Below are 25,126 nucleotides of genomic sequence, written 5' to 3' on the forward strand. Positions count from 1 at the left end.
AAGGGGTGAGCGATTGCGACGGAAACGCTAAGGACTTCCGCCTCCGGGGTCCATACTTCGTCCTGGGAAAGTTGAAACTCGCGGCACCCTGACCGGTAGTCAGCAGGCTGCCGGGAAAAGCGGGTCGGTGGGCATGAAGGAACCCCTCGGCGTGCCGGGCGGTGGTCCCTGCTCGGCACGCTGAGGGGTTCGGCGGAGGGTTCGGCGGGGGCGGCGAGGGCGGGGGCCCGGCGGGCCTCACATGTTGATCATGTGCCCGGCCAGCCCGTGCACCGCCTCCTTCACCGCCTCGCCCAGCGTCGGATGGGCGTGGACGTTGCGGGCGACCTCGTGCACGGTGAGGTCCCACTGCTGGGCCAGGGTCAGTTCGGGCAGCAGCTCGGTGACGTCCGGGCCGATGAGGTGGCCGCCGAGCAGCTCGCCGTACCGGGTGTCGCTGATCAGCTTCACGAAGCCGGTGGCGTCGCCCAGGCCGTGGGACTTGCCGTTGGCGGTGAAGGGGAACTTGGCCACCTTCACGTCGTGGCCCAGCTCGCGGGCCTGGGCCTCGGTGTAGCCGAAGCTGGCGATCTGGGGCTGGCAGTAGGTGGCGCGCGGGATCATCGCGTAGTCCAGCTCCATGGTCTCCGCCCCGGCGATGGTCTCGGCGGCGACGACGCCCATCGCCTCGGCGGCGTGCGCGAGCATCAGCTTCGCGGTCACGTCACCGATGGCGTAGATGTGCGGGACGGACGTACGGCACCGGGCGTCGACGTCGATGGCGCCGCGCTCGGTGACCCGGACGCCGGTGCTCTCGAGGCCGTAGCCCTCGACGTTCGGGGCGAAGCCGATCGCCTGGAGGACCTTGTCCGCCTCCAGGATCTTCTGGGTGCCGTCCGCGGCGGTGACGGTGACCCGCACCTGGGGTCCGGACTCGTCGATGGCCTCGACGCGGGTGGAGGTGAGCACGTCGATGCCCAGCCGGCGGTACTGCTTGGCCAGCTCGGCGGAGACGTCGGCGTCCTCCAGCGGGGTCATGCGGTCGAGGAACTCGACGATGGTGACCTTCACGCCGTAGTTGTGCAGCACGTAGGCGAACTCGACGCCGATGGCGCCGGCGCCCGCGATGACGATCGAGCGGGGCAGTTCCTCGGCGAGGATCTGCTCCTCGAAGGTCACCACCCGGGAGGTGCGGCGGGTGCCGGGCAGCAGCTTCGGCGTGGCCCCGGTGGCGATGATGCAGTGGTCGAAGCCGATGGTGCGGGTCTCGCCGTCGTACCCGGTCACCTGGAGGGTGTGCGGGTCCACGAAGGTGCCGCGTCCGTCGAACTCCCTGATCTTGTTCTTCTTCATCAGGTAGTGGACGCCCTTGACCCGGCCGTCCGCGACCTTGCGGCTGCGGCGGAACGCCTCGCCGTAGTCGAAGGTCACCTGCCCGTCGATCCGGATGCCGAAGGTCTTGGCCTCGTGGTTGACGATGTGCGCCAGCTCGGCGTTGCGCAGCAGGGCCTTGCTCGGGATGCAGCCGACGTTCAGGCAGACGCCGCCCCAGTACTTCTCCTCCACCACGGCCACGCTCCTGCCCAGCTGGGCGGCGCGGATCGCGGCGACGTAGCCGCCGGGCCCCGCTCCGAGAACCACGACGTCGAAGCGTTCGTCCTGCTCGGGCATGGAGGGGTCCCTTCTCCTGGGTGGGGGTCGGACGTGCGGACGGGGCCGACCGGCATCAAACGGATCATCCATGGGCCGTGCCGCCTCCCGCAACCGCTGCCCCGGCCATCGGGAGCGGTATCCGCGCCACCCCGGCGTCAGCCGTCGCGGCCGGCTTCCCGGGCCGCGCGTTCCAGACGGCCGCGGTACTCCTCCCACCAGGTGGCGTCGTCCGAGGGGAGGCTGGTGTTGTCCGCCCGCATCCCGACGGCGCCGTCCGTCAGTTCCCGGAGGATGTCGGCGTGCCCGGCGTGCCGCTGGGTGTCGGCGACGACCCGTACCACGGCGTGGTGCAGCGTCACCTCGTTCCGGTCGGCCGGCCACCACGGGACCCGGCCGACCGTGTCCAGCGCGAGGGCCTCGATCGTCGCGTCCGCGTGCGCCCATGCCCGCCGGTAGAGCCCCACGACGTCCTCGCGGGACTCGTCGGCGGTGGCCCACATGTCGCCGTTGGGTTCGGCGCCCTCCGCGAGCCACGGCAGCGGCTCGTGCGAGGGCCGTCCGAAGGTGTCGCCGAGGTAGCCCAGCTCGACGGTGGCGGCGTGCTTGACCAGACCGAGGAGATTGGTGCCGGTGGGCGTTCGCGGGCGACGGATGTCGTACTCGGAGAGGCCGTCCAGCTTCCAGACCAGGGCGTCGCGGGCGGCCTGGAGGTAGGAACGCAGGTCGGCTTTGGGATCGTAGGGGGCCATGGGGCACAGTCTGCCGCCGCGGCGGGGGATGTTCACGGTCTTTTCGCGGTCGGTGGCGGTTGCTCACGGGCGGCGGTGTTCACGGGGTGCAGGCCTCGGCGATCGACACGCCGTCCTCGTAGAGGTGGTGCCGGGTGATGCGGCCGTTCTCGACCGTCAGACGCAGCGCGAACGGGCCGTCGAAGGACTTGCCCGTCGCCCGTACGGTCCCGGACACCCGCCCCGTCAGGACGGCGTCGGTGCCGTCGACGAGGAAGGCGTCGAGGCAGGCCCGCGCCTCCCCGGGGACGGTGTGTTCCATCAGCTCCGTGAACTGGGCGGCGCAGTCGGCGGCGGTGGACCGCGGGCGGATCCAGGGGACGGCGGGGTTGTCGGCGAGCAGCCAGTCGACCTCGTCGGCGAAGAGCGCGCGGAGCCGGCCGGTGTCCCCGGCCAGCCGGGCGGCGAGGAACTCCTGGACGACGGCCCGCGTGTTCTCGGCGGTGGAACCGGGCGTCGGGACGGGGGCATCGGCGGGCATGGCGTCCTCCTCGGTGGCGACGGTCGGAACCGGCGGGGGGCTGTGCCGGTGTGCCCGATCCTCGCGGGGAGGCGGGACGCCGTCGATTACCCCGGAGGTCATCGGCCGATCCGCATCGCGCGCCTCACCGGAGCCGCCCCGTGCCGTCGGCGCCGCCCTCGCCTCACGTCAGCAGCTCCGCCAGGCCGTCCGCGAAGCCGAGGAGCCGGGCCAGCGGCGCCCCTCGGCGCGCGACGCGGAAGCCGTGGCGCCGTCCGGTGAACGCGGCCAGGACGGCGTGGAACTGGCACCAGCGCCGGACCCGTTCGCGGTCGAGCTCGGCGGCTTCGGCGAAGACGTCGATCACCCGGTGGACGGCGCCGCGCACCTCGTCCGCCTCCATCAGGGACGGCGCGCGGGACTTCAGCAGCGTGCCGGCGTCGTAGGCGCGGTCCCCCGCACAGCCCTTGGTGTCGACCGCGAGCCACGGCTCCCGCTCGGCGCGCAGGACGTTCCGGGCGTGCAGGTCTCCGTGGACGACGGTGTCCGGCTGGTCCCGGCCCAGTTCGCGGACGGTGGCCAGGGCGGCGTCCACCACCCGGGGCGGCAGCGGGTGCGTCAGTTCCCCGGCGTCCTCGCGCAGCCGGTGCTCCCAGACGTCCGCCCGGTCCCGCAGCCGGGGCAGGCCGGAGGGTGCCGGGACGGCCAGCCGGCGGCTGATCCGGCCGGCGACCGCCGCGACGCGGTCGCCGTCGGCGGTCTCGGCCAGGGTCGCCGTGCTCACCCGTTCGAGCAGCATGGCGTAGTGCTCGTCGTCGCGTGCGTACAACCGGACGGCGCCCCGCCCGGCCCAGACCGTGAAGGCGTCCGGCTCGTGGACGTTGCCCGGGTGCGGGAAGGACACCTTGAGCACGGCGGGTCCCTCGGCCCGGCGTACGGGGACGACGAGGCCGACTCCGCCGTGCAGCACCGCGCCGTCCACCCCGCACGCCCAGCGCTCCAGCAGCCCGGCCACGGTCCCGGGCAGCCCGGCCAGCCACGCCTCCCCGGCCCGCCCCTCGCGCTCGACGGTGCCCCGTGCGAACGCCTCCGGTACCACGATCACCCGGGCACCCTACGTCCGCGTGTCCTCCCGGGTGCGCGCGGGACGGGGCTCCGGCGGGGGCGGCGCGGGTGTTGCTCAATCGACCGGCCAGGTGTGCACCGGGGCGTTGAGGTGCATGTAGTCGATGTAGAGCTGCGTCATCCGCCGCAGCGCCTCGTGGCGGCCGCAGTGGGCGGTGGCGTCGATGTGGTGGAACATCTCCTTCTGCCAGGCCGCCCCGTTGCGGCCCGTGACGCACCGCTGTTCGATCACGCCGAGCAGCGGCTCCCGCCAGGAGGCGTCCATTCCGGAACGCTCGAGGCCGAGGTGGGCCAGCGGCAGCAACCGGCGCAGCACGAGTTCGGCCACCGGGACCTCGCCCACGCCCGGCCAGTACACGCGGGCGTCGATGCCGTGCCGGGCCGCCGTGTGCAGGTTCTCCTCCGCGGCCGAGAAGGACATCCGCGACCACACGGGCCGTTCCTCCTCCGCCAGGGCGCGGGTCAGCCCGTAGTAGAAGGCGCCGTTGGCGAGCGTGTCGGCGACCGTCGGGCCGGCGGGAAGCACCCGGTTCTCCACCCTGACGTGCGGCTTGTCGTGGGCGACGGCGTACACCGGGCGGTTCCAGCGGTAGATGGTGCCGTTGTGCAGGGTCAGCTCGCCGAGCTCGGGGACGTCGCCGCGGTCCAGGGTCTCCGCCGGGTCCTGCTCGTCGCACAGGGGCAGCAGGGCGGGGAAGTAGCGCAGGTTCTCCTCGAAGAGGTCGAAGACGCTGGTGATCCAGCGCTCCCCGAACCACACCCGCGGCCGTACGCCCTGGATCTTGATCTCCTCCGGGCGGGTGTCCGTGGCCTGCTCGAACAGCGGGATCCGGGTCTCGTGCCACAGCTCCTTGCCGAACAGGAACGGCGAGTTGGCCGCGAGCGCGACCTGGACGCCGGCGATGGCCTGCGCGGCGTTCCAGTAGGCGGCGAAGTGCTCGGGGGCCACCTGGAGGTGGAACTGGGTGCTGGTGCAGGCGGCCTCCGGGGTGATGGTGTCCGCGTACGTGCGCAGCCGGTCGACGCCGTCGACCTCGATGCGCAGGTCCTCGCCGCGTGCCGCGAAGATCTGGTCGTTGAGCAGCCGGTAGCGCGGGTTCTCCGAGAGCGCGGCCTCGCCCACGTCCTGCTGGCGCAGGGTGGGCAGGATCCCGGTCATGATCAGGTGCGCGCCGACCGATCCGGCGCGCTGCTCCGCGTGGTTCAGCGCGGCGCGGATCTCGGACTCCCAGGCGTCCGGCCCGCCCTCGGTCAGCCGGCGGGGCGGGACGTTGATCTCGAGGTTGAAGCGGCCCAGCTCGGTGGACCAGGCGGGGTCCGCGATCGCCTCCAGCACGTCGCTGTTGCGCATCGCGGGCTCCGCCCGGTCGTCGACCAGGTTCAGCTCGATCTCCAGCCCCACCTGGGGCCGCTCGGCCTCGAACCGCGCGTCGCGCAGCATCTGTGCCAGCACGTCGAGGCACGTCTGCATCTTGATCCGGTACCGGCGGCGGTCCTCGCGGGTGAAGACCAGCGCCGGAACGTCCCGTCCCATCGGCCTCTCCCGGTCACCCGTCCTCGGTCGGTCTCCCTCCCAGCGTCGCACCACCGGGCCGCTCCGACCATGCGGGCGCCGTCCGCCGCCGGCCGCGGGGAGCGCCTGCCTCCCCGCCGGAGCCGGCGGGCAGGGTCAGGACTGCGGGCGCTTCCCGTGGTTCGCGGCGTTGTTGCGGCGGGCCTTCTTCTTCCGGCGGCGCTTGGAGGACATGGCTGCTCCCTTCTCGTGGTCTGTTTCCCGTGGTTCTCGTGATCTGGTTCCCGGGCTTCTCCGGTCCGGTTCCCGTGGTTCTCGGGGTCCGCTTTCCGAGGCCCGATTCCCGTGGCACCTGCCGGCGTGGCACGTTCCCGTGGCCCGTCCCACTCTCGTTGCCCGAGGTGATCCACGATTCCACAGCGCCGGGGGCGCCGCGATCGCGCTCCTGCCGCCGCGGCCCCGGGACCCGGGGGCGGCGGCCCGGCGGGTTAGCGTGGGCCGATGCGCCATGAAGTGAACGAAGCCGACACCGCCGTGGCCCTGGGCAGCGGAGACGTGCCCGTGCTGGCCACCCCACGACTGATCGCCTGGCTGGAGGCCGCGACGGTACGGGCCGCCGCCCCCTTCACCGCGGCGGAGCGGACGACGGTCGGCACCGCCGTGCGGGTCGATCACCTGCGGGCCACGCCCGTCGGCGGGCACGTGGAGGTCCTGGCCGACCCCCCTCAGGCCGACGGACGCCGCCTCACCTTCCAGGTACGGGCCGTCGACGGGGACGGCAGGCCGGTCGCGGCCGGCGAGATCGAGCGCGCGGTCGTCGACCGGCGGAGGTTCCTGGAGTCGACGGGCGGCCCGGCGGGGCCCGACGCCGGTTCCTGAGTCCGGGCACGGCGAGCACCGGCGGCGACACGAAGACGCGGACGGTTTCTGACCGCATCGCCTGCGAGCGTGGTGCCGTACGCCGCCGCACGACAACCGGAAGGGCCCCGTCACGGTGACCGTTCTCGACTCCCGCTCGCTCAACCGGGCCACGCTCGCCCGGCAGTTCCTCCTCGACCGCTCCGACGTGCCGGCACGGGACGCGGTCGCACACCTGTGCGGTCTACAGGCGCAGGAGCCGCAGGAGCCGTTCGTCGGCCTGTGGTCGCGGCTGCGCGCGTTCGACCCGGCGGAACTGTCGGACCTGCTGACCGGGCGGAGGGTGGTGCGCACCCACCTCATGCGGCGCACCGTCCACCTCGTGACCGCCGAGGACGCGCTCGCCTGGCGCACCCGGCACGAGGCCATGCTGCGCCAGCGGGTGCTCGGGGTCTACCGGCGCGAACTCGCCGGCGTCGACCTCGAGGCGCTGGCCGAGGCGGGGCGCGCGGTGCTGGCCGACGGCGAGCCGCGCTCCCCGGGCGACCTCGGCCGGGCGGTCGGCGAGCGCTGGCCGGAGCCGGGGCCGCGGCCCCTGGGCGAGATGCTGCTCGCGCTCCTGCCGCTGGTGCAGTTGCCGCCGCGCGGGCTGTGGCGGACCACCGCCGGTGTGCGCTTCGCGCCGATGTCGTCCTGGCTCGGCCGCGAGGTCGACCCGCCGGCCCCGGACGGCACCGATCCGGTGGGCCGGGCCCTGGTACGGCGCTATCTCGCCGCGTTCGGTCCGGCGGCCTCCGCGGATCTGCGGGCCTGGTGCGGCCTGGCCGGGCTGCCGGCCGCGGTGGCCGCGGTCCGCGACGAACTGGTCGCGTTCCGGGACGAGCGGGGCCGGGAGCTGCTGGACCTGCCCGACGCGCCCCGGCCGGACCCGGGCACTCCCGCGCCCGTGCGGTTCCTGCCGGCGTTCGACAACGCGATCCTCGGCTACGCCGACCGCGGCCGGATCATCGACGACGCGCACCGGGGCCTGTCGGTGGCCGGTGCCCGCGTCGTCCTGGTCGACGGCCGGGTCGCCGCGACCTGGACCGTCGAGGACGGCACCGTCCACGTCGCTCCGCTGCGCCGCTTCTCCCGGGCCGAGCGCACCGCCGTGGGCGACGAGGGGCGTGCGCTGGCGGGGTTCCTCTCCGACGGCGACAGCCACCGCGTGCACGTCCGCGCCTGGTCCGGGTGAAGCGGTGTGACCGTGTCCCGCCGCACCGTGCCCCGCGGTCCGCGGGCCGGCCGGTGTCGGGCAGGATGTGGGCATGAGCGTAGTCAAGATCAATGTGCTGACCGTCCCCGCCGAGCAGCGGGAGACGCTGGAGAAGCGCTTCGCCTCGCGTGCGCACGCCGTGGAGAACTCGGACGGCTTCGAGTGGTTCGAGCTGCTGCGTCCGGTCGAGGGCACCGACACCTACCTCGTCTACACCCGCTGGCGCGACGAGGAGTCCTTCCGGGCTTGGATGGAGGGCCCGATGAAGGCGGCCCACCAGGGCGGCGGGGCCGGCGGCGAGCGCCCCGCGCCCGCGGCGAGCAACGCCACGCTGTGGTCCTTCGAGGTGGTGCAGCAGGCGGCGCCGAAGCCGGCCTAGGGCCTGCCAGGCGTCGCGGGGCAGGCGGGAATCGTCAGACAGGCCCTGGTGCCCGGCCGGCCGGCGGCGGGACCGGGCACGGCGTGCCATCGTGGTGGCATGAGCATCGAGGTGCGCCCCGCGACGGAGTTCGAGGACGTCCGTGCCGTGCTCGGTCCGAAGTCGCCGTCGGCCAACGTCTGCTGGTGCCTGAGCTACCGGATCCCGGCCAGGCTCAACAACGAGCTGCGCGGCCCGGCCCGCGGCGAGTACGTCGCGGAGCTGTGCCGCGCGGACCCGGCGCCGGGCGTGCTGGCCTACGACGGGGCCGAGCCGGTCGGCTGGGCGGCCGTGGCGCCGCGTGCGGACACCTCGTTCGCACGCAGCCGCGCCATCCCGCACGTCGACGACCTTCCGGTGTGGTCCCTGTGGTGCGTCCGGGTCCGCCCGGGCCATCGCAAGCAGGGCCTCTCGCACGCCCTCATCGCGGGGGCGGTCGAGTTCGCCCGCGCCCACGGCGCGCCGGCGGTCGAGGCGTATCCGCTCGACAACGGTGACGCCAGGGTCGATCTGACCATGGCCTATCCCGGCCTGCGGAAGAACTTCGAACGGGCGGGGTTCGTCCATGTCGCCGACACCGGCTCGGTCCTGGCCGGGCATCCCCGGGTCCTGATGCGGTACTACCCGCGCTGACCCGGCCCGCCGGCATCTCCCCTTTCGCCGCCCGCCACGGACGTGTGTTCCCCCGTTGCCCGCCGCCGTTCGTTTCCGGTCCGTTTCCGCCGGTTCCGCGCAATCGGGCCGGGCGACGCGCAGGGCCATTGACGCGAACGGCTCTCCGGCGCCACCCTGAGTAATCTGGTGGCTGCAATGGATCAGTGGTTCGGTAATCGAAAGCGGTCGAGCATGCCGGTTGCGAAAAGCCCCTGCCCTCCCACGGCGACGGAAATCTGCGGCACCCCCGCGCCGGCAGTGGACCGGGTGCGATGACGGCGCCGTCGGTCACCGAGGACCGCTCCGCTCAGTCCTCCGCGTCCCCGGTCCGGTCGCACAACGAGTGGGACCCGCTGGAGGAGATCGTCGTCGGCCGCCTGGACGGCGCGACCATCCCCGGCAACCACCCGGTCGTGGCCTGCAACATCCCGCCGTGGGCGGCCCGGCTGCAAGGACTGGCCGCCGGCTTCAAGTACCCGCGCCGGCTGATCGAGCGGGCCCAGGAGGAGCTGGACGGGTTCGTCGCGCTGCTGCAGTCCCTCGGCGTCACGGTGACGCGCCCGGACCCGGTGGACCACCGGCGGCGTTTCGCCACCCCCGACTGGACCTCGCGCGGATTCTGCAACACCTGCCCGCGCGACAGCATGCTCGTCATCGCCGACGAGATCATCGAAACGCCGATGGCATGGCCGTGCCGCTATTTCGAGACCCACTCCTACCGTTCCCTGCTCAAGGACTACTTCCGCCGCGGCGCGCGCTGGACGTCGGCGCCGAAACCGCAGCTCACGGACGAACTCTTCGACGGGACGTTCCGCATTCCCCGGAAGGGTGAGCCCATGCGGTACATCCTCACCGAGTTCGAGCCGGTCTTCGACGCGGCCGATTTCGTGCGGGCGGGACGCGACCTGTTCGTGACCCGGAGCAACGTCACCAACGGCATGGGCATCGAATGGCTGCGCCGCCACCTCGGTCCCGGGTACCGGATCCACGAGATCGAGAGCCGGTGCCGCACGCCCATGCACATCGACACCACGCTGGCCCTGCTGGCGCCGGGCAAGGTGCTGGTGAACCCCGAGTACATCGACGTCGACCGGCTGCCCGACTCCCTCAGGTCCTGGGACGTCCTGATCGCCCCCGAGCCCGACCCGATCGACGACCGGCTGCTCAAGGTCACGTCGATGTGCGGCAAGTGGCTCAGCATGAACGTGCTCATGCTCGACGAGAAGCGGGTGATCGCGGAGCGGCACCACACGGGCATGCTGCGCGCCCTGGAGAAGTGGGGTTTCGAACCGGTCCCCTGCGACCTGCTGCACTACGCGCCCTTCGGCGGCTCCTTCCACTGCGCGACCCTCGACGTCCGGCGGCGCGGGACGCTGGAGTCGTACTTCGACTGACCGGCCGCGGGCAACCCCGACGTCACCCGCCGTACACGTCGCCCGGGGCGACGCCAACGCGGCCTGCGTTGTGGACTCTTGACGTCCATTCACCTGTTCGAGCGGTGATACGATCACCGCGTTTGCGGAGCGGGCGGACGACTGAGCAACGACATGTCCGGCTTCAGGGACGGCCCGGGCGGCAATCCCGGTGCGGGCGGTCCGCCACCGCTCGCATATGACGGGAAATCAGCAAGCCGGCCGTCAGTCGCGCCTGAAGAGAGTCTTATGACGGAATACATAGGGAACCCCTTGCCCTGGGTTCTCCTCGTCGCCCTCGTCGCCGCCATCGCCCTCGTCGTCCGCCAGCGCAGGGCGGCGCGCGCGTTGCGGCGGGAAGTCGAGGACCTCAAGGTCCACTACGCAGAGCTGGAGAACGACTACGACAAGTCCGTGCGGGCGGCGCAGGAGCAGGCGGAGGAAGAGACCAAGACCGTCCTGAAGTCCGCCATGCGGACGCTTCAGGGCCTCGCCGCCGAACAGCAGCTGGTGCTGTCCCGGCTCCAGAGCAAGTACGGAGACTCGGCGATGCTCCAGGACCTGCTGGAGATCGACCACACCAACTCCCAGTTCGGGCGCCGCGCCCAGTCCATCGCGGTGCTCTGCGACGGCTGGCTGGGCGGCCGGCGGGACACCGCCTCGGTGTACGACGTGGTGCGCAGCGCCCAGGGCCGGATCCGGCACTTCCGCCGGGTGGAGATCCTCTCCCAGGTCGACTTCGGCATCACCAGCCGGGCCGTGGAGCCGGTGGCCCTGACCCTGGCCGAGCTGCTGGACAACGCCACCAGCTATTCGAGCCCCGACACCGTTGTCGAGATCAACATCCGGACCGTGCCCAAGGGCATCTGCATCGTCGTCGACGACGCCGGTGTCGGCATGAGCGAGGAGGAGCGGGTCCGCGCCGAGAAGCTGCTCTCCAGCGAGCGGGCCTCGGGCGTGGCGGGGCTCGGCAACCCGCCGCAGTTCGGCTTCGCCGTCATCGGCCTGCTGTGCGAGCGGTTCGGCTTCGAGGTGTCGGTGGACTCCACCTCCCCGTACGGCGGGGTGCGCGCGGTCGTGCTGCTGCCGCACGACCTGCTCACCGCCATGCCCGAGAAGAAGGCACCGCCGGCGCCCACCGTCCGCGCCGCCGACCGGCCCGGCGCGGAGGGCGGCCCGGAGGCCGCCCTGCCCCCCTCGTCGACGACCGACGGCCTGCCCCGGCGGCGGCGCAAGCGGCCGATGGCCATCGTGCCGGGCAGCACCTCGGCCCCGCGCTCCGGCAGCCGCTCCGACGCCGACCAGGCGCGGGTCATGGCGGCCTTCCAGCGGGGCACGCAGTCGGGCCGGGCGGCACAGCCGGACGACGCGGACCAGACCAGCAGCACACCTGGTGCAAGCAGCGAAGGACATGAGGTCTCGTGAAGGACGATCTGTCATGGATGCTCGACAGCGCGCTGGAGATTCCCGGGGCGCTGCACGCGGTCCTGATATCCGCCGACGGGCTGCTGATGGCCCGGACGAAGGACTTCGACAAGGATGACGCGGACCGGGTCGCCGCGGCGATGAGCGGCGTGCAGTCGCTCAGCCGCACGCTCGGGTTCTTCTGCGAGGACCCGCACCAGAGCTGGCGGCAGACCCTGGTGGAGTTCGACGGCGGCTGGGTGTTCCTGATCTCCGCCGGCGAGGGCGCCTACCTCGGGGTGTCGGCCTCCCCCGACGTCGACATGGCGGACATCACCTTCCGGATGCAGCAGCTCGTCGCCCAGCTCGGCAAGGAGCTCACGACCCCGCCGCGCGAGAACCTCGGCGCCCGGTCATGACCCACGACGCCTGGGAGCCGGAGGCCGGTGAGCTGGTACGGCCGTACGTCATCACCAAGGGGCGCGATCTGCCCGACGAGGAGCAGCTCTCGCTCATCACGCTGGTCACCGCGGCCCCGGCCCCGGAGCATGGCCGGCGGCCGGCCCGGCTGTCGCCCGAGGAGCAGAGCCTGCTGGAGCTGTGTGCCGCCGGCTATCTGTCGGTCGCCGAGATCGCCGGGCACACCCGGTTACCCCTCGGTGTGGTGCGGATCCTGCTGGCCTCCCTCACCGAGGGCGGCCACGTCGTGACCCGGCCGCCGGTGGCCCGTGCGCCCCTGGCCGACAAGGAGATCCTGGAGGAGGTGCTCAATGGTCTCCGCGCCAAGTTTGGGTGAGCAGGCCTACGTCCGCGGCGGGGCGACCCAGACCGCGGTGAAGATCCTGGTCGTCGGGCACTTCGCGGTGGGCAAGACCACGTTCATCGGGTCGATCTCCGAGATCGAGCCGCTGTCCACCGAGGAGACGATGACCCGGGCCGCCGAGTCGGTGGACGACCTCAAAGGGGTGGAGGGCAAGACCACCACCACGGTCGCCATGGACTTCGGCCGGCTGACCATCAGCGACCGGGTGGTCCTCTACCTGTTCGGCACACCGGGCCAGCAGCGGTTCGTGCAGATGTGGGAGGACATGGCCCGCGGTGCGCTCGGTGCGCTGGTGCTGGTCGACCCCGAGCGGCTGGCGGACTCCTTCGCGGTGATCGACCTCATCGAGCACTACGGCCTCGACTACGCCATCGCCGTCAACCACTTCGACGGTGCGCCGCCGCGCGACGAACGGGCGCTGCGCGAGGCGCTGGACCTGCTGGACGACACCCCCGTCGTCACCTGCGACGCCCGCGACGAGCGGTCCTCGGCCGCCGCGCTGACCACGCTCGTCCGCTATTTGCTGGACCGCGCCCACTAGGAGCTGAGAGCAGAACATGGACGCTCACGACAACCACCCGGTCCCGCCGCCCGGGTGCCCGGCGCACGGCTCCGGCGGCCGGGTGCCGCTGCACGGACCGGAGTTCGCCGCCGATCCGCAGGGCTACTACGAGTTCCTGCGCCACTACGGGCCCGCCGCGCCCGTCGAGCTGGCTCCCGGCGTCGAGGCGACCCTGGTCACCGACTACGCGGCGGCCCTGCACCTGTTGCAGGACTCCGCCGCCTTCCGCAAGGACGCCCGCCGCTGGCGTGCCTTCGCCGAGGGCAAGGTCGGCCCGGACAGCCCGGTCGCACCGCTGCTGGCCTACCGGCCGAACTGCATGTTCGCCGACGGCGCCGACCATCTGCGGCTGCGTCAGGCGGTGACCGACAGCATGGCCCGGGTGGACACCCGGCGGCTGACCCGCAGCACCGAGCAGATATCCGGCTACCTCATCGCCCAGTTCGGCTCCCGCGGCTCGGCCGACCTGCTCGGCGACTACGCCAAGCAGCTGCCGCTGTTCGTGTTCAACGAGCTGTTCGGCTGCCCCGCCGGCATCGGCGACCGGGTGCTGTTCGGCATCTCCGGCATGTTCGACGGGGTCAACGCCGACAAGGCCACCGAGGTGCTGTTCCAGGCCGTGGGCGAACTCGTCGCCCTCAAGCGGAGCAAGCCCGGCGAGGACGTCACCTCGTGGCTGATGCAGCATCAGGCCCAGTTGAGCGACGAGGAGATGGTCCACCAGCTCGCCCTGCTGCTCGGTGCGGGCGCCGAGCCGCTGCGCAACCTCATCGGCAACACGCTGCACCGGCTGCTCACCCACGACCGGTACGCCCACGAGGGCGGGCTGATCGACGAGGCGCTCGACGACACGCTGTGGGAGAACCCGCCCATGGCGAACTACGCGCCGCACTACCCGGCCACCGACATGGAGTTCGCCGGGCAGCAGTTGCAGGCCGGCGACCTGGTGCTGGTGAGCTTCGCCGCGGCCAACACCGGTCCGACGCTCACGGCGGCGCGCCAGGCCGGCAGCAACCGGGCGCATCTGGCGTGGAGCGCGGGCCCGCACGCCTGCCCGTCGAAGGAGCCGGCCCGGCACATCACGGTCACCGCGATCGAGAGCCTGTTCAACGAGCTTCCCGATCTCGAACTGGCCGTGCCCGAGGCGAGCCTGACGTGGCGTCCGGGGCCCTTCAACCGGGCGCTGGCGACGCTGCCCGCCCGCTTCACGCCGGTGCGGCCGGCGCGCGGGCCGGCGGACCGGTCCGAGCGGGGCGAGCAGGAACGGGCGGCGGAGGCGGCGCGCGCGCCCGGACGCAGCGGGCTGTGGAGCCAGTTCCTCAACTGGCTCACACGGTGATATGCGCAACACCCTCCCCCCTTCGCATGATCGTTCGACGGCAGGGGTAGTGAGCAACGCGGCATTCGAGTTGCTTACGAGGTGAAGGAGGTGTCGTGGACCACATATCCACGAACACTGCTTTCCTGCCGGTCAGACCCCAGATACCCGCCCATCCAGGCGGGTATCGTCATGTGCGCCCGCCGCGGCACGCCCTGCGACACCGGGCGGCCCGGTGACCGCCGCCCGAGCCGGTCGCCAGGAGCCCGGCACACCGACTCTCGGCACGTTCACCGGCGGCCAGTTGCGGCGGCTGTGCACGGTCGTCGGCCTGTCCGACGCCGACGCCGAGAGCTATGCGCAGGTCCTGACCGACTGTCTGGGTCCCGCGGCCGGACGGCCGTTGGACCTGCCACCCCCCAACCGCACCTTCCTGTCCGACGACCACACGCCCGTCGAGTTCTCGCTCTCCTTCCAGCAGGGCGCGGACCCGGCCCTGCGGGTGCTGGTGGAACCAGGCTGCGGCGCAGGCAGCCTGGCCGCCACCGGCCGCGCGGGGCTCGCGGCCGTCCGGGCGATGGCGGAGCGCTGGAACTTCTCCACCGCCGCACTGGACGACCTGACGGACCTGTTCCTGCCCGCGGCGCCCCGGGGCACGCTGGCACTGTGGTGCGCGCTGGAGCTGCGGGGCGGGGGTGTGCCCAAGGTGAAGGTGTACCTGGACCCGGCGGCGTCGGGGCCGGGGCGCGCCGCCGGCACGGTACGCGAGGCGCTGCGACGGCTCGGGCACGGGAGCGCCGCCGAGTCCCTGCCGGAGGCCGACGGGTACCCGTTCTTCGCCCTGGACCTCGGGGACTGGGAGGAGCCGCGGGCCAAGGTCTATCTGCGGCACGACGGCCTCACGGCCGCGGACGCCGGGCGGTTGTCGCGCATGGACCCCGCCCCCGCGCCCGCGATGGTCGAGGAGTTCTTCCGCACGGCCGCCGGCGCCGGGACCGACGGCACGCCGCTGACCGGGCGTCCCGGCCTGACCTGTCACTCCTTCACCGACGCCGAGGCCGCGCGGCCGACCGGCTTCACCCTGCACGTGCCGGTCCGTGACTACGTCCGGCACGACGGGGAGGCGCTGGCACGGGCGGTCAGCGCGCTGCGCCGGCACGGCCTGGACTCGGGGGTGCTCGCGCGGTCCCTGGCCGCGGTCGCCGAGCGGCGGCCCGAGGACGGGGCGGGGCTGATCGCCTATCTGGCGCTGGCCCACCAGCAGGGCCGGCCGCCGCGGGTGACGGCGTACGTGTCCTCGGAGGCGTACGCGGTGCGTCCGCCGGCCGTCCGGGCACGCCCGGTGCGGGCCGTGCGCTGACGCGACGAGGCTCCCGGCACGGCACCGGGAGCCTCGCGCCCGACGGGCGGTGGGACGGGAGCGGTCTCACACGGTCAGCAGTTCCCGCAGCTCCCCCAGGTACGGGCCGACGTCGACCTGGATCGAGGCGCCCTGGGTGCGGCCGTAGCGCCGGGCGATGCCGTCGAGGTAGGCGTCGATCTCCTCGCGCATGACGTCCTCCGGCGGCAGCGCGGTCGTCCCCTCGACGATCCCCGCGAGCCAGCGCGCCTGCGCCTCCACGAGCCGGGTGATCGCGCCCACGGGACGGACCAGGCCGGCGAAGTACAGGCCGGGCCTGCCGGGTGCGACGACCCGCTTGTACAGCTCGACCGAGCCGCCCGGGCCCAGGGGGCAGCCGTCGGGCAGGAAGGGGAAGGCCATGCGGAAGCCGGTGCAGTAGACGACCGCGTCCGCCTCCTCGGTGGTGGAGTCGGTGAAGACGACCCGTTCGCCGTCGAAGGAGGCGATGGCGGGCTTGGGTGTGACGGCGCCGTGGCGGATGCGGCTGAGGATCTCGTCGGAGATGGTCACGGCGGAGGAGAAGACCGGGTGGTCGGGTTCGGGAAGGCCGTAGTCCGCGAGTCTGCCGCGGGCGACGAGGAGGGCCTGTTCCACGAACCGGCGCTGTTCGGCGAAGGACATCTTCCCCCACCACGGGGCGTCGGCGATCAGGTCGACCGACATCCCGAAGAGCTGCTTGGGGACGATGTGCAGTCCGCGGCGCACGGAGAGCAGCGTCCGCCCGGCGTGCCGGGAGAGGTCCGTGGCGATGTCCACGGCGGAGGCGCCCAGCCCCACCACGACGACGCGCTGCCCGGCGAAGTCGGCGCCGTCGTGGTAGTCGAGCGAGTGCAGAATCCTTCCTGCGAAGGACGGGGCGCCCGGCGGGAGGGGGTCGGGCAGGGCCGGCTCGGTGTGGTGTCCGGAGGCGACGACCACGTGCTCGAAGCGGCGCGTGGCCAGGGCACCGTCCGCACCCCGGCTGACCACCGTCCAGCCGCCGCCGGTGTCCTGACGCACGGACAGCACCTCGGTGCGCAGTTCGACGTGGCCGAGCAGTCCGGCCCACTGCGCGAAGGAGCGCAGATACGCGGCGACGTCGCTGTGCCGGGGGTAGAGCGGGTAGCTGTCCGGCATCGGGTAGTCGGCGTACCCGGTGAGCTGCTTGGCGGTGTTCAGGTGCAGCGACTTGTAGCCGGGACCGCGCTCACCGGCCTCCGGCCGGCGCCAGATGCCGCCGACGCCGGCAGCCCGCTCCAGGCACACGAACCCGATGCCGTGGTCCTTGAGGGCGTGGGCGACGGCCAGCCCCGACAACCCCGCACCGATGACGCACACACGCACAGCTTCTCCCCAGGACACACACGCGTTCCTCCCCGGACAGGCATTGCCTGCCCATCCGCCACTCCTCGCACACCAGTACCGGCACCGGACCGGCGTGGTGGTCCTCACGTTTCGCGGTGGCGCCCGGGAACGCGCCGGACGGGGCCGGCCGCACCGCGTGGCGGTGGCCGGCCCCGTCCGAGGCCGTCCGGAGAGTCCGGGGTCAGGCGAGTTCGACCAGGAGGTCGCCGCCCTCCACCTGCTGGACGCGGTTGATGGCCAGCCTCGCCACCGTGCCGGACTTCGGCGCGGTGATGGCGGCCTCCATCTTCATCGCCTCGATGGTGGCGACCGTGGCGCCGGCCTCCACGGCGTCGCCCTCGGCCACCGCGAGGGTCACCACGCCGGCGAACGGCGCCGGGACGTGGCCGGGATTGCCCCGGTCGGCCTTCTCGGTGACGGGGACGTCGGAGGCAGCGGCCCGGTCGCGGACCTGGATGGGACGCAGCTGGCCGTTGAGGGAGGACATCACGGTGCGCATGCCGCGCTCGTCGGCGTCGCCGATCGCCTGGAGCTCGATGAGCAGCCGGACGCCCGGTTCGAGGTCGACGGTGTACTCGGTGCCGGGGCGCAGCCCGTAGAAGAAGTCCTTGCTGTCCAGGACGCTGGTGTCGCCGTAGGTGCCGCGGTGCGTCTCGAACTCGCGCGTCGGGCCGGGGAACAGCAGGCGGTTGAGCGTGGCCCGCCGGTCCTTGGCGAGCCCCTCGCGGTCGTCGGCGGACAGCTCCCGCACGGGCTTGGCCTCCGCGCGGCCGCGCAGTGCCTTGCTGCGGAACGGCTCGGGCCAGCCGCCGGGCGGCGTGCCCAGCTCGCCGCGCAGGAAGCCGATCACGGAGTCCGGGATGTCGTACCGGTCCGGATCCGCCTCGAAGTCCGCGGGGTCCACCCCCGCGCCGACCAGGTGCAGGGCGAGGTCGCCGACCACCTTGGAGGACGGGGTCACCTTCACCAGGCGGCCCAGCATGCGGTCGGCGGCGGCGTACATCGCCTCGATGTCCTCGAACCGGTCGCCGAGGCCGAGCGCGATCGCCTGGGTGCGCAGGTTGGACAGCTGGCCGCCCGGGATCTCGTGGTGGTAGACGCGGCCGGTCGGCGAGGCGAGACCCGCCTCGAAGGGGGCGTAGACCTTGCGGACGCTCTCCCAGTACGGCTCCAGGTCGCCGACCGCCTGGAGGTCGAGGCCGGTGGGCCGGCCGGAGTGGTCGGTGGCGGCGACGATCGCCGACAGGGAGGGCTGGGAGGTGGTGCCGGCCATGGACGCCACCGCACCGTCCACCGCGTCGGCGCCGGCCTGGATCGCGGCCAGGTAGGTGGCGAGCTGGCCGCCGGCGGTGTCGTGGGTGTGCAGGTGCACCGGCAGGTCGAACTCCCGCCGCAGGGCGGACACGAGGGTCGCGGCGGCCGGTGCGCGCAGCAGGCCGGCCATGTCCTTGACGGCCAGGACGTGGGCGCCGGCGTCGACGATCCGCTCGGCCAGGCGCAGGTAGTAGTCGAGGGTGTAGAGCCGCTCGCCGGGGTCGGACAGGTCGCCGGTGTAGCACAGGGCGACCTCGGCGACGGCCGTGCCCGTCTCCCGTACGGCCTCGATGGCGGGCCGCATCTGGCCGACGTCGTTGAGGGCGTCGAAGATGCGGAAGACGTCGATGCCGGTGGCCGCCGCCTCCTGGACGAAGGCGTCGGTGACCTCGGTCGGGTACGGGGTGTAGCCGACGGTGTTGCGGCCGCGCAGCAGCATCTGGAGGCAGATGTTGGGCACCGCCTCGCGCAGCGCGGCGAGCCGTTCCCACGGGTCCTCGGCGAGGAAGCGCAGGGCGACGTCGTAGGTGGCGCCGCCCCAGCACTCCAGCGACAGCAGCTGGGGCAGGGTGCGGGCGACGACCGGGGCGACGGCGAGCATGTCCTTGGTGCGCACCCGGGTGGCGAGCAGCGACTGGTGGGCGTCGCGGAAGGTGGTGTCGGTGACGCCTATGGTGGGCGACTCGCGCAGCCACCGGGCGAAGCCGTCGGGGCCGAGTTCGGCGAGCCGCTGCCGGGAGCCGGCCGGGGGCTCTCCCGCGGGCAGCGGCGGGATCTTGGTCATCGGGTCGATCAGGCGGGGCCGTTCGCCGTGCGGCTTGTTCACCGTGACGTCGGCGAGGTACGTCAGCAGCTTGGTGCCGCGGTCGGCGGAGTGGCGGGCGGTGAGCAGTCCGGGGCGCTGCTCGATGAAGGAGGTGGTGACCCGGCCGGCCTGGAAGTCCGGGTCGTCCAGCACCGCTTGCAGGAACGGGATGTTGGTGGCCACGCCGCGGATGCGGAACTCGGCCACCGCGCGCCGGGCGCGGCCCACCGCGGTGGCGAAGTCCCGGCCCCGGCAGGTGAGCTTGACCAGCATCGAGTCGAAGTGCGCGCTGATCTCCGTACCGGCGTGGGTGGTGCCGCCGTCGAGGCGGATGCCGGAACCGCCGGGTGAGCGGTAGGCGCTGATCTGCCCGGTGTCCGGGCGGAAGCCGTTGGCGGGGTCCTCGGTGGTGATCCGGCACTGGAGGGCGGCGCCGCGCAGGGTGACGGTGTCCTGGGCGAGCCCGAGGTCGGCCAGCGTCTCGCCGGCGGCGATGCGCAGCTGGGACTGGACCAGGTCGACGTCGGTGACCTCCTCGGTGACCGTGTGCTCGACCTGGATGCGCGGGTTCATCTCGATGAAGACGTGGTTGCCGTCGCGGTCGAGGAGGAACTCCACCGTGCCGGCGTTGCGGTAGCCGATCTGCCGGGCGAAGCGCACGGCGTCGGCGCAGATGCGGTCGCGCAGCCGAGGGTCGAGGTTGGGCGCGGGCGCCAGCTCGATCACCTTCTGGTGGCGGCGCTGCACCGAGCAGTCCCGTTCGAACAGGTGGATGACATCGCCCTCGCCGTCGGCGAGGATCTGCACCTCGATGTGGCGTGGTTCGACGACGGCCTTCTCCAGGAAGACGGTGGCGTCGCCGAACGCGGACGCCGCCTCCCGGGACGCGGCCTCGATGGCCTCGCGCAGCTGGGCGGGGTCCTCCACGCGGCGCATGCCGCGTCCGCCGCCGCCTGCCACGGCCTTGACGAAGACGGGGAAGCCGATGCCGTCGGCGGCGCGGACGAGTTCGTCCACGTCGGTGGAGGGTGCCGAGGAGCCGAGGACCGGGACGCCGGCCTCGCGGGCGGCGGCCACGGCGCGCGCCTTGTTGCCGGTCAGCTCCAGGATGTCGGCGCTGGGGCCGACGAAGGTGATGCCCGCCTCCTCGCAGGCCCGCGCCAGGTCGGGGTTCTCGGACAGGAAGCCGTACCCCGGGTACACGGCGTCCGCCCCCGCCCGGCGGGCCGCGCGCACGATCTCCGCCACGGAGAGGTAGGCACGGACGGGATGGCCGGGCTGCCCGATCTCGTAGGCTTCGTCGGCCTTCATGCGGTGCAGCGAGTTGCGGTCCTCGTGCGGGAAGACGGCAACGGTTCGGGCGCCCAGCTCGTAGCCCGCGCGGAACGCGCGAATCGCGATCTCACCGCGGTTGGCTACCAGCACCTTGCGGAACATCGGTGATCCCTTCAGCCTGCCGGTGACGAAAGACCATGGTGTCGGTGGCACCCGCGGTACGCCATGTGACTCGGGCCACTCGGCCCTTCCCGCCGGGCCTTTCCGGCGCCCGTTCGGGCCGGTGCGGCGTGCTGGCCCCCGGTCTGCTCCCCTGCCTGCTCCTCGACCTCGTCCGCCAGGGCCCCGAGCAGCCAGTCGTGCGCGGAGCCGGGGGTAGGCTCCGGACGGCCGCCGGGCGCGGTGGTCACCTGGGACACGAGGTCCCAGTAGCGGTCGATGCGAGGGTCGGCCGGCAGTTGCGCGGCCAGCAGCCGGCGCAGCCCGGGGCTGTCCCTCGTGCCGTACGTGCCGGCGTAGGCCGCCACGAAGCAGTCCAGCGCCTCGCCCGCGCGGGGCGGGCGCCCGCCCCGCAGGGACACGCGCGCCAGGTCGTACGCCTCGGCGAGCCCTTCGTACAGCACGGCCGCCTCGGCTTCGCCCCCGCACCTGCGCCCGTTCGTGCTGGACGTGCCCGAGTTCCCGCGTGAGCGCGGCGAGCGCGTCGACCTGTACCTGCCCGCCGCCGGAGGGCCGCGCCCGGCGGTGGTGTTCGTCCACGGCGGTCCGGTCCCCGAGGGCGCCCGGCCGGCGCCCCGCGACTGGCCCGGTCTGACGGGGCACGCCCGGTTCGCGGCGGAGCGGGGGGCAGTGGGGGTGACGGTGGACCACCGCCTGCACGACCTGTCCGACTACGGGCGTGCCGCCGCGGACGTGACCGCGGCGGTGGAGTCGGTCCGGGCCGATCCCCGCGTGGACGCGGACCGGATCGCGCTGTGGTTCTTCTCCGGCGGCGGACTGCTCGCGGCCGAGTGGCTGGCCGCTCCCCCGCCCTGGCTGCGCTGTGTCGCGGCCTCCTATCCGGTCCTGGCGCCGCTGCCGGGCTGGGGGCTCGAGCAGGGCCGGTTCCGGCCGGCGGACGCGGTGGCCGAGGCGGGTGACCTGCCCGTGGTGCTGATCCGGGCGGGGCTGGAGCTGCCCGGGATCGCCGCGACCGTCGACGCCTTCCTGACCGCCGCCGGGGACTGCCGGGCGCGGGTCGAGGTGGTCGACGTGCCCCACGGCCACCACGGCTTCGACACCGCCGACCCGGCGGAGGAGTCCCGCACGGCGCTGCGGCACGCGATGCGCGCGGTCCTCGCCCACCTGACGGCGTGACCGGTCCGCCACCGGCCGGCCCGCGGCACCGCCCACGGTCGGGCTGCGCCGTACGGGGGACGCGGGCGGGGAGTGGGGCGCAACCGGATGCTCGGCGGTCAAGCAATGAGTTGTCCACCCCCTGGAGTCGGAGGCTGTATGACCGTCCGGAAGGCACTGACCCTCGTGATCAGCGCTGTCCTGTGCACCGGGGCGCTCGCGACCGGCTGTGCGCCACGGCCCGGGGAGGACTCCCCCGCTCCCGGCCGCGCCTCGGGCGCCCCGGCCGCGCCGGCCTCCACCGCCCCGGCGGCCCGGCCGCTGCCCGGCCTCGGGCCCGTGACGCGGTCCCGTGTCCCCGAGGACACCCGGCAGGTCCTGATCGTCGAGGGCACGACCATGAACACGGCCGGGTCGGACGCGGTGCTGTACGAGAAGGACCCGGTCCGCGGCTGGCGTCCGGTCGCCGGGCCCTGGCCGGCCCACAACGGCCTGCGGGGTTGGACCCGCGATCACCACGCGGGCGACCTGCGCACGCCGATCGGGGTGTTCGGGCTGCGGGACGCCGGGGGTCGGCTGCCCGACCCGGGGACCCGGCTGCCCTACGACCAGGACCCGGAGTTCGCCATCTCGGGCACCGGGCACCTCGGCGAGCCGCTGGAGGGCTCGTTCGACTATGTGGTGGCCATCGACTACAACCGGGTGCCCGGCACCACCCCGCTCGACAAGAGACGGCCCCTCGGCGCGGGTCGGGGCGGCGGGGTCTGGGTCCATGTGGACCACGGCGGCCCGACCAACGCCTGTCTGTCCCTCGACAGGGAGCACATGCGGGCGCTGCTGCGGCGGCTGGACCCGGAGAAGGAGCCGGTGGTCGTGATGGGGCCGGTGTCGGCGCTGCGCGCCTGACCGGGCCGGTCGGCCGCCCCGGTCGGCCGGTCTCGGTCGGCCGCCCCGGTCGGCCGGTCTCGGTCGGCCGCCCCGGTCGGCCGGTCTCGGTCGGCCGCCCCGGTCGGCCGGTCTCGGTCGGCCGGGCCGGCCCGGCGCCGTCGCCCTGCCCGGCGACTCGCTCCCACGGCCCGACCGGCCGCCAAGGGCCTGTCTACGACACGGCGACGGAGCCCTGCGCCACGGCGCACAGGGTCGGGTTCCCCGCCTCGTCCACCGCGGAGATGTCGCACCGGCACACGACGCGGGAGCGGCCCGCCCGGACGACCCGTGCGTGGGCGCGCAGCAGGGCGCCGCCGGCGGGGCGCAGGTAGTCCAGGGTGAAGCCGGCGGTCAGCAGCCGGGCGCCGGCCACGGTGCCCGCGGCGAAGGTCAGCGCGTTGTCGGCCGCGTAGGCGAGCACGCCGCCGTGCACGAAACCGTTCTGCTGGCGCAGGTCGTCGCGGATGTCCAGCTCGAGCGTCGCCTCGCCCGGGCCGAATCCGGTCAGCCGGGCGCCGAGCAGCCGGCTGAACGGCTGGGCCGCCAGCACCTGCTGAGCTGCCGCCAGGTCCGGGATGTCGGTCATGTGCCGGTCCCCCTCGTCCGTCATGTGCCGGTCCTCCTCGTCGAGTCGACCTCGTCGACCAGGCGTGCGCCGACCCCTCGGCCGCGGGCGGCGGGGCCGACGCACAGCGAGATCAGCTCCGCCGGGCCCGGCTCCTCGCCCGGGACGCCGCTCGCCATCCCGGCCGGCCTGCCGTCGAGGCGGGCGACGAGGTGGTACGACCCGGGGACCGCCAGCCGGGCCCGCCACCGCTCCTCGCGGTCGCCCCCGCCCCGCCACTCGGCCGGTGTGGCGCCGAACGCGTGCGGTGCCCCGGCGAGGGCGGCCGGCCGCAGCGCGCGCCACTGCCGCCATCCGTCGGGGCCCGCCCCCCGTGTCTCGATCACGCCGACGAGTATGCGACGAACGGCAGGGCGGGCGCCCGCGCTTTTCCGCCGTCAGCCGACGGGCGGCATCTCCGACTCGCGGGAGTCCAGGCCGGGCCGCTTCTTCCGCCAGGCGCCCCGGGTGAAGTCGGGGACCTCGACCGGGCGGCCGTTGCGTTCGAGCGAGGCGACGCTCAGCGGGACGGGGGAGCACCAGGCCGCCGAGTCGTAGACGTCGATGTCCGGCACGAGCCCCGCGCGCATCAGCTGCACCGTGCGCCACTGAAGGACGTAGTCCATGCCGCCGTGGCCGCCGTTGTTCGCGGCGTCGTCGCCGACCTTCCGCCACAGCCAGTGGTCGAACTCCTTGCGGTAGGTCTCGAAGTCGCGCCAGGAGTGGCCGCTGTGGTCGGGTTCGACGTAGATGCGGGCCCCGGTCGGCGCCGGTCCCGCGTAGTCCTCGACGATGCCCCGGCTGCCGGCGAGCGTGTTGATGCGGCTGTAGGGGCGCGGGGAGCTGACGTCGTGCTCGGCGCGGATCATCCGGCCCTGCGCGGTTTCGATCATGCAGGTGATCCGGTCGCCGTTGATGTAGGTCTCCTTCCAGGACGGGTGGTCGCGGGGGACGAACCGTTCCCGGTAGTCGGCCAGGCCCTTCGCGGCGGACGCGGTGGCGGCCAGGGTGGTCAGGCGGTCGCCGCGGTTGACGTCCATGGCCGCCGCGATCGGGGCGAGCCCGTGCATGGGGTAGAAGCAGGCGGTGCTGCGGGTGTGCCACAGGCGCCGCCAGGCGTCGGTGTAGTAGGTGTCGGAGAACAGCAGTTCGCGCAGGTCGTGCAGGTAGCCGCCGTGGCCGTGGGTGAGCTCCCCGAACAGCCCGGCGTGCGCGGCCTTGAGCATGGCCAGCTCGTTCCGTCCGTAGCTGCAGTTCTCCGCCAGCATCAGGTGCCTGCGGGTGCGCTCGGAGGTGTCGACCAGGTCCCACAGTTCGCTCAGTTCGGTCGCGACCGGGAGTTCGACCATGGCGTGCTTGCCGCCGAGCAGTGCCGCCCGGCCGTGTTCGTGGTGGAACTCCCAGGGCGTGGCGACGTAGACCAGGTCGATGTCGTCGCGCGCGAGCATCCGCCGGTAGGAGTCCGCGGAGCCGCCGTACGAGGCGGGGCGCGGCTCGCCCCTGCTCTGAAGCCGGTCGGCGGCGCGCTCGGCCCGGTCGGCGCGGATGTCGCAGACCGCGGTCACGGTGCATCCGGGGACGGCCGCCCAGCCCGTGATCATGCCCCCGCCGCGGTTGCCGAGCCCGATCACGCCGACGCGGACGGTCCGGTGGGTGTCGAAGGGCACGCCGGTCATCGACTTCTGACCGGGTCTGCGGCCGGGCGCCGCTCCGGTCGCCGCCGGCGCGGCCTGTGCCGGACCGGCGAGCCCGGTCGCCAGCACCCCGCCGGCGGCGGCGCTGCCCAGGAGCGAACGGCGGGAGAGGGAGGGGAACTTGGACATGGCGGCAACGCTCCTCGGTGAGTGGAGGCCGTGCATCACTGTCGAGGCACGACTCTGCGGGCATTGCCATTTCCA

General features: G+C 73.4%; 24 protein-coding genes and 1 pseudogene. 13 read left to right on the forward strand and 12 right to left on the reverse strand.

Translation table 11 applies throughout. The features are described from left to right. Positions 1–237: 237 nt before the first annotated feature. The 6 genes from lpdA to ACZ45Q_RS29745 form a co-directional block, all read right to left on the reverse strand. The gene (gene lpdA, locus ACZ45Q_RS29720; protein ID WP_468266933.1) at positions 238–1,650 is read right to left on the reverse strand and encodes a dihydrolipoyl dehydrogenase; all 1,413 of its coding nucleotides are present in this window, start codon (positions 1,648–1,650) and stop codon (positions 238–240) included. 137 nt (positions 1,651–1,787) lie between these two features. Beyond that, positions 1,788–2,381, reverse strand: coding sequence for a DinB family protein (locus ACZ45Q_RS29725; protein ID WP_468266935.1), 594 nt, complete (start codon positions 2,379–2,381; stop codon positions 1,788–1,790). Positions 2,382–2,460: 79 nt separating this feature from the next. Further along, positions 2,461–2,901, reverse strand: a complete 441-nt coding sequence (locus tag ACZ45Q_RS29730; protein ID WP_468266937.1) for a nuclear transport factor 2 family protein — start codon at positions 2,899–2,901, stop codon at positions 2,461–2,463. Between the two features lie 163 nt (positions 2,902–3,064). Then, positions 3,065–3,985 carry an aminoglycoside phosphotransferase family protein gene (locus ACZ45Q_RS29735; protein ID WP_468266939.1) on the reverse strand — a complete coding sequence of 307 codons (921 nt, stop codon included), beginning with the start codon at positions 3,983–3,985 and terminating at the stop codon, positions 3,065–3,067. A 75-nt stretch (positions 3,986–4,060) separates the two neighbouring features. Continuing rightward, positions 4,061–5,539 carry a glutamate-cysteine ligase family protein gene (locus ACZ45Q_RS29740; RefSeq protein ID WP_468266941.1) on the reverse strand — a complete coding sequence of 493 codons (1,479 nt, stop codon included), beginning with the start codon at positions 5,537–5,539 and terminating at the stop codon, positions 4,061–4,063. A gap of 135 nt (positions 5,540–5,674) precedes the next feature. Continuing rightward, on the reverse strand, positions 5,675–6,028 hold the full coding sequence (locus ACZ45Q_RS29745) for a hypothetical protein (RefSeq protein ID WP_468266943.1): 354 nt from the start codon (positions 6,026–6,028) through the stop codon (positions 5,675–5,677). Here ACZ45Q_RS29745 and ACZ45Q_RS29750 point away from each other — a divergent pair. The 11 genes from ACZ45Q_RS29750 to ACZ45Q_RS29800 all read left to right on the forward strand — a co-directional run bounded on the left by ACZ45Q_RS29750 (position 6,020) and on the right by ACZ45Q_RS29800 (position 15,582). Then, positions 6,020–6,397: a thioesterase family protein gene (locus tag ACZ45Q_RS29750; RefSeq protein ID WP_468266945.1), complete on the forward strand. Its 378-nt coding sequence runs from the start codon at positions 6,020–6,022 to the stop codon at positions 6,395–6,397. The genes ACZ45Q_RS29745 and ACZ45Q_RS29750 overlap by 9 nt on opposite strands. Positions 6,398–6,512: 115 nt before the next feature. Continuing rightward, positions 6,513–7,610, forward strand: a complete 1,098-nt coding sequence (locus ACZ45Q_RS29755) for a winged helix DNA-binding domain-containing protein (RefSeq protein WP_468266947.1) — start codon at positions 6,513–6,515, stop codon at positions 7,608–7,610. A gap of 73 nt (positions 7,611–7,683) precedes the next feature. Beyond that, positions 7,684–8,010, forward strand: a complete 327-nt coding sequence (locus ACZ45Q_RS29760; protein WP_468266949.1) for an antibiotic biosynthesis monooxygenase family protein — start codon at positions 7,684–7,686, stop codon at positions 8,008–8,010. A gap of 99 nt (positions 8,011–8,109) precedes the next feature. Next, the gene (locus ACZ45Q_RS29765; protein ID WP_468266951.1) at positions 8,110–8,682 is read left to right on the forward strand and encodes a GNAT family N-acetyltransferase; all 573 of its coding nucleotides are present in this window, start codon (positions 8,110–8,112) and stop codon (positions 8,680–8,682) included. A gap of 293 nt (positions 8,683–8,975) precedes the next feature. Further along, on the forward strand, positions 8,976–10,097 hold the full coding sequence (locus ACZ45Q_RS29770; protein WP_468266953.1) for an amidinotransferase: 1,122 nt from the start codon (positions 8,976–8,978) through the stop codon (positions 10,095–10,097). Between the two features lie 267 nt (positions 10,098–10,364). Continuing rightward, positions 10,365–11,540, forward strand: coding sequence for a sensor histidine kinase (locus ACZ45Q_RS29775; RefSeq protein WP_468266955.1), 1,176 nt, complete (start codon positions 10,365–10,367; stop codon positions 11,538–11,540). Continuing rightward, the gene (locus ACZ45Q_RS29780; protein ID WP_468266957.1) at positions 11,537–11,938 is read left to right on the forward strand and encodes a roadblock/LC7 domain-containing protein; all 402 of its coding nucleotides are present in this window, start codon (positions 11,537–11,539) and stop codon (positions 11,936–11,938) included. Before ACZ45Q_RS29775 ends, ACZ45Q_RS29780 begins: the two co-directional genes overlap by 4 nt. Beyond that, entirely contained in the window at positions 11,935–12,315 is a 381-nt protein-coding gene (locus tag ACZ45Q_RS29785; protein ID WP_468266959.1) for a DUF742 domain-containing protein, read from the forward strand. Before ACZ45Q_RS29780 ends, ACZ45Q_RS29785 begins: the two co-directional genes overlap by 4 nt. After that, the gene (locus ACZ45Q_RS29790) at positions 12,290–12,883 is read left to right on the forward strand and encodes a GTP-binding protein (protein ID WP_468266961.1); all 594 of its coding nucleotides are present in this window, start codon (positions 12,290–12,292) and stop codon (positions 12,881–12,883) included. The genes ACZ45Q_RS29785 and ACZ45Q_RS29790 overlap by 26 nt, the downstream gene beginning before the upstream one ends. Before the next feature lie 16 nt (positions 12,884–12,899). Further along, complete coding sequence (locus ACZ45Q_RS29795; RefSeq protein WP_468266963.1) at positions 12,900–14,243, forward strand: cytochrome P450; 1,344 nt, start codon at positions 12,900–12,902, stop codon at positions 14,241–14,243. A gap of 214 nt (positions 14,244–14,457) precedes the next feature. Continuing rightward, positions 14,458–15,582 (forward strand): tryptophan dimethylallyltransferase family protein, encoded by a 1,125-nt coding sequence (locus ACZ45Q_RS29800; RefSeq protein WP_468266965.1) that lies wholly within the window; start codon positions 14,458–14,460, stop codon positions 15,580–15,582. Between the two features lie 66 nt (positions 15,583–15,648). Here ACZ45Q_RS29800 and ACZ45Q_RS29805 read toward each other — a convergent pair whose 3' ends face one another. The 3 genes from ACZ45Q_RS29805 to ACZ45Q_RS29815 form a co-directional block, all read right to left on the reverse strand. After that, entirely contained in the window at positions 15,649–16,947 is a 1,299-nt protein-coding gene (locus ACZ45Q_RS29805) for a flavin-containing monooxygenase (protein ID WP_468266967.1), read from the reverse strand. A 202-nt stretch (positions 16,948–17,149) separates the two neighbouring features. Beyond that, positions 17,150–20,524, reverse strand: a complete 3,375-nt coding sequence (locus ACZ45Q_RS29810) for a pyruvate carboxylase (protein WP_468266969.1) — start codon at positions 20,522–20,524, stop codon at positions 17,150–17,152. 11 nt (positions 20,525–20,535) lie between these two features. Further along, positions 20,536–20,985, reverse strand: a complete 450-nt coding sequence (locus ACZ45Q_RS29815) for a hypothetical protein (RefSeq protein ID WP_468266971.1) — start codon at positions 20,983–20,985, stop codon at positions 20,536–20,538. A gap of 4 nt (positions 20,986–20,989) precedes the next feature. Here ACZ45Q_RS29815 and ACZ45Q_RS29820 point away from each other — a divergent pair. Beyond that, positions 20,990–21,718: pseudogene (locus ACZ45Q_RS29820) on the forward strand (alpha/beta hydrolase); the annotation flags it as partial. A 138-nt stretch (positions 21,719–21,856) separates the two neighbouring features. Next, positions 21,857–22,603 (forward strand): hypothetical protein, encoded by a 747-nt coding sequence (locus ACZ45Q_RS29825; protein WP_468266973.1) that lies wholly within the window; start codon positions 21,857–21,859, stop codon positions 22,601–22,603. 193 nt (positions 22,604–22,796) lie between these two features. Here the strand turns inward: ACZ45Q_RS29825 and ACZ45Q_RS29830 are convergent, their stop codons facing one another. The 3 genes from ACZ45Q_RS29830 to ACZ45Q_RS29840 are packed head-to-tail and all read right to left on the reverse strand — an operon-like array spanning position 22,797 to position 25,051. Next, on the reverse strand, positions 22,797–23,210 hold the full coding sequence (locus ACZ45Q_RS29830; RefSeq protein ID WP_468267015.1) for a PaaI family thioesterase: 414 nt from the start codon (positions 23,208–23,210) through the stop codon (positions 22,797–22,799). A 20-nt stretch (positions 23,211–23,230) separates the two neighbouring features. Beyond that, positions 23,231–23,575: a GNAT family N-acetyltransferase gene (locus ACZ45Q_RS29835; protein ID WP_468266975.1), complete on the reverse strand. Its 345-nt coding sequence runs from the start codon at positions 23,573–23,575 to the stop codon at positions 23,231–23,233. A 51-nt stretch (positions 23,576–23,626) separates the two neighbouring features. Then, a complete protein-coding gene (locus tag ACZ45Q_RS29840) occupies positions 23,627–25,051 on the reverse strand; it encodes a Gfo/Idh/MocA family protein (protein WP_468266977.1) in 1,425 nt (474 codons plus the stop codon). Positions 25,052–25,126 lie beyond the last annotated feature (75 nt).

This window comes from Streptomyces sp. NPDC031049 (genome assembly GCF_055571015.1).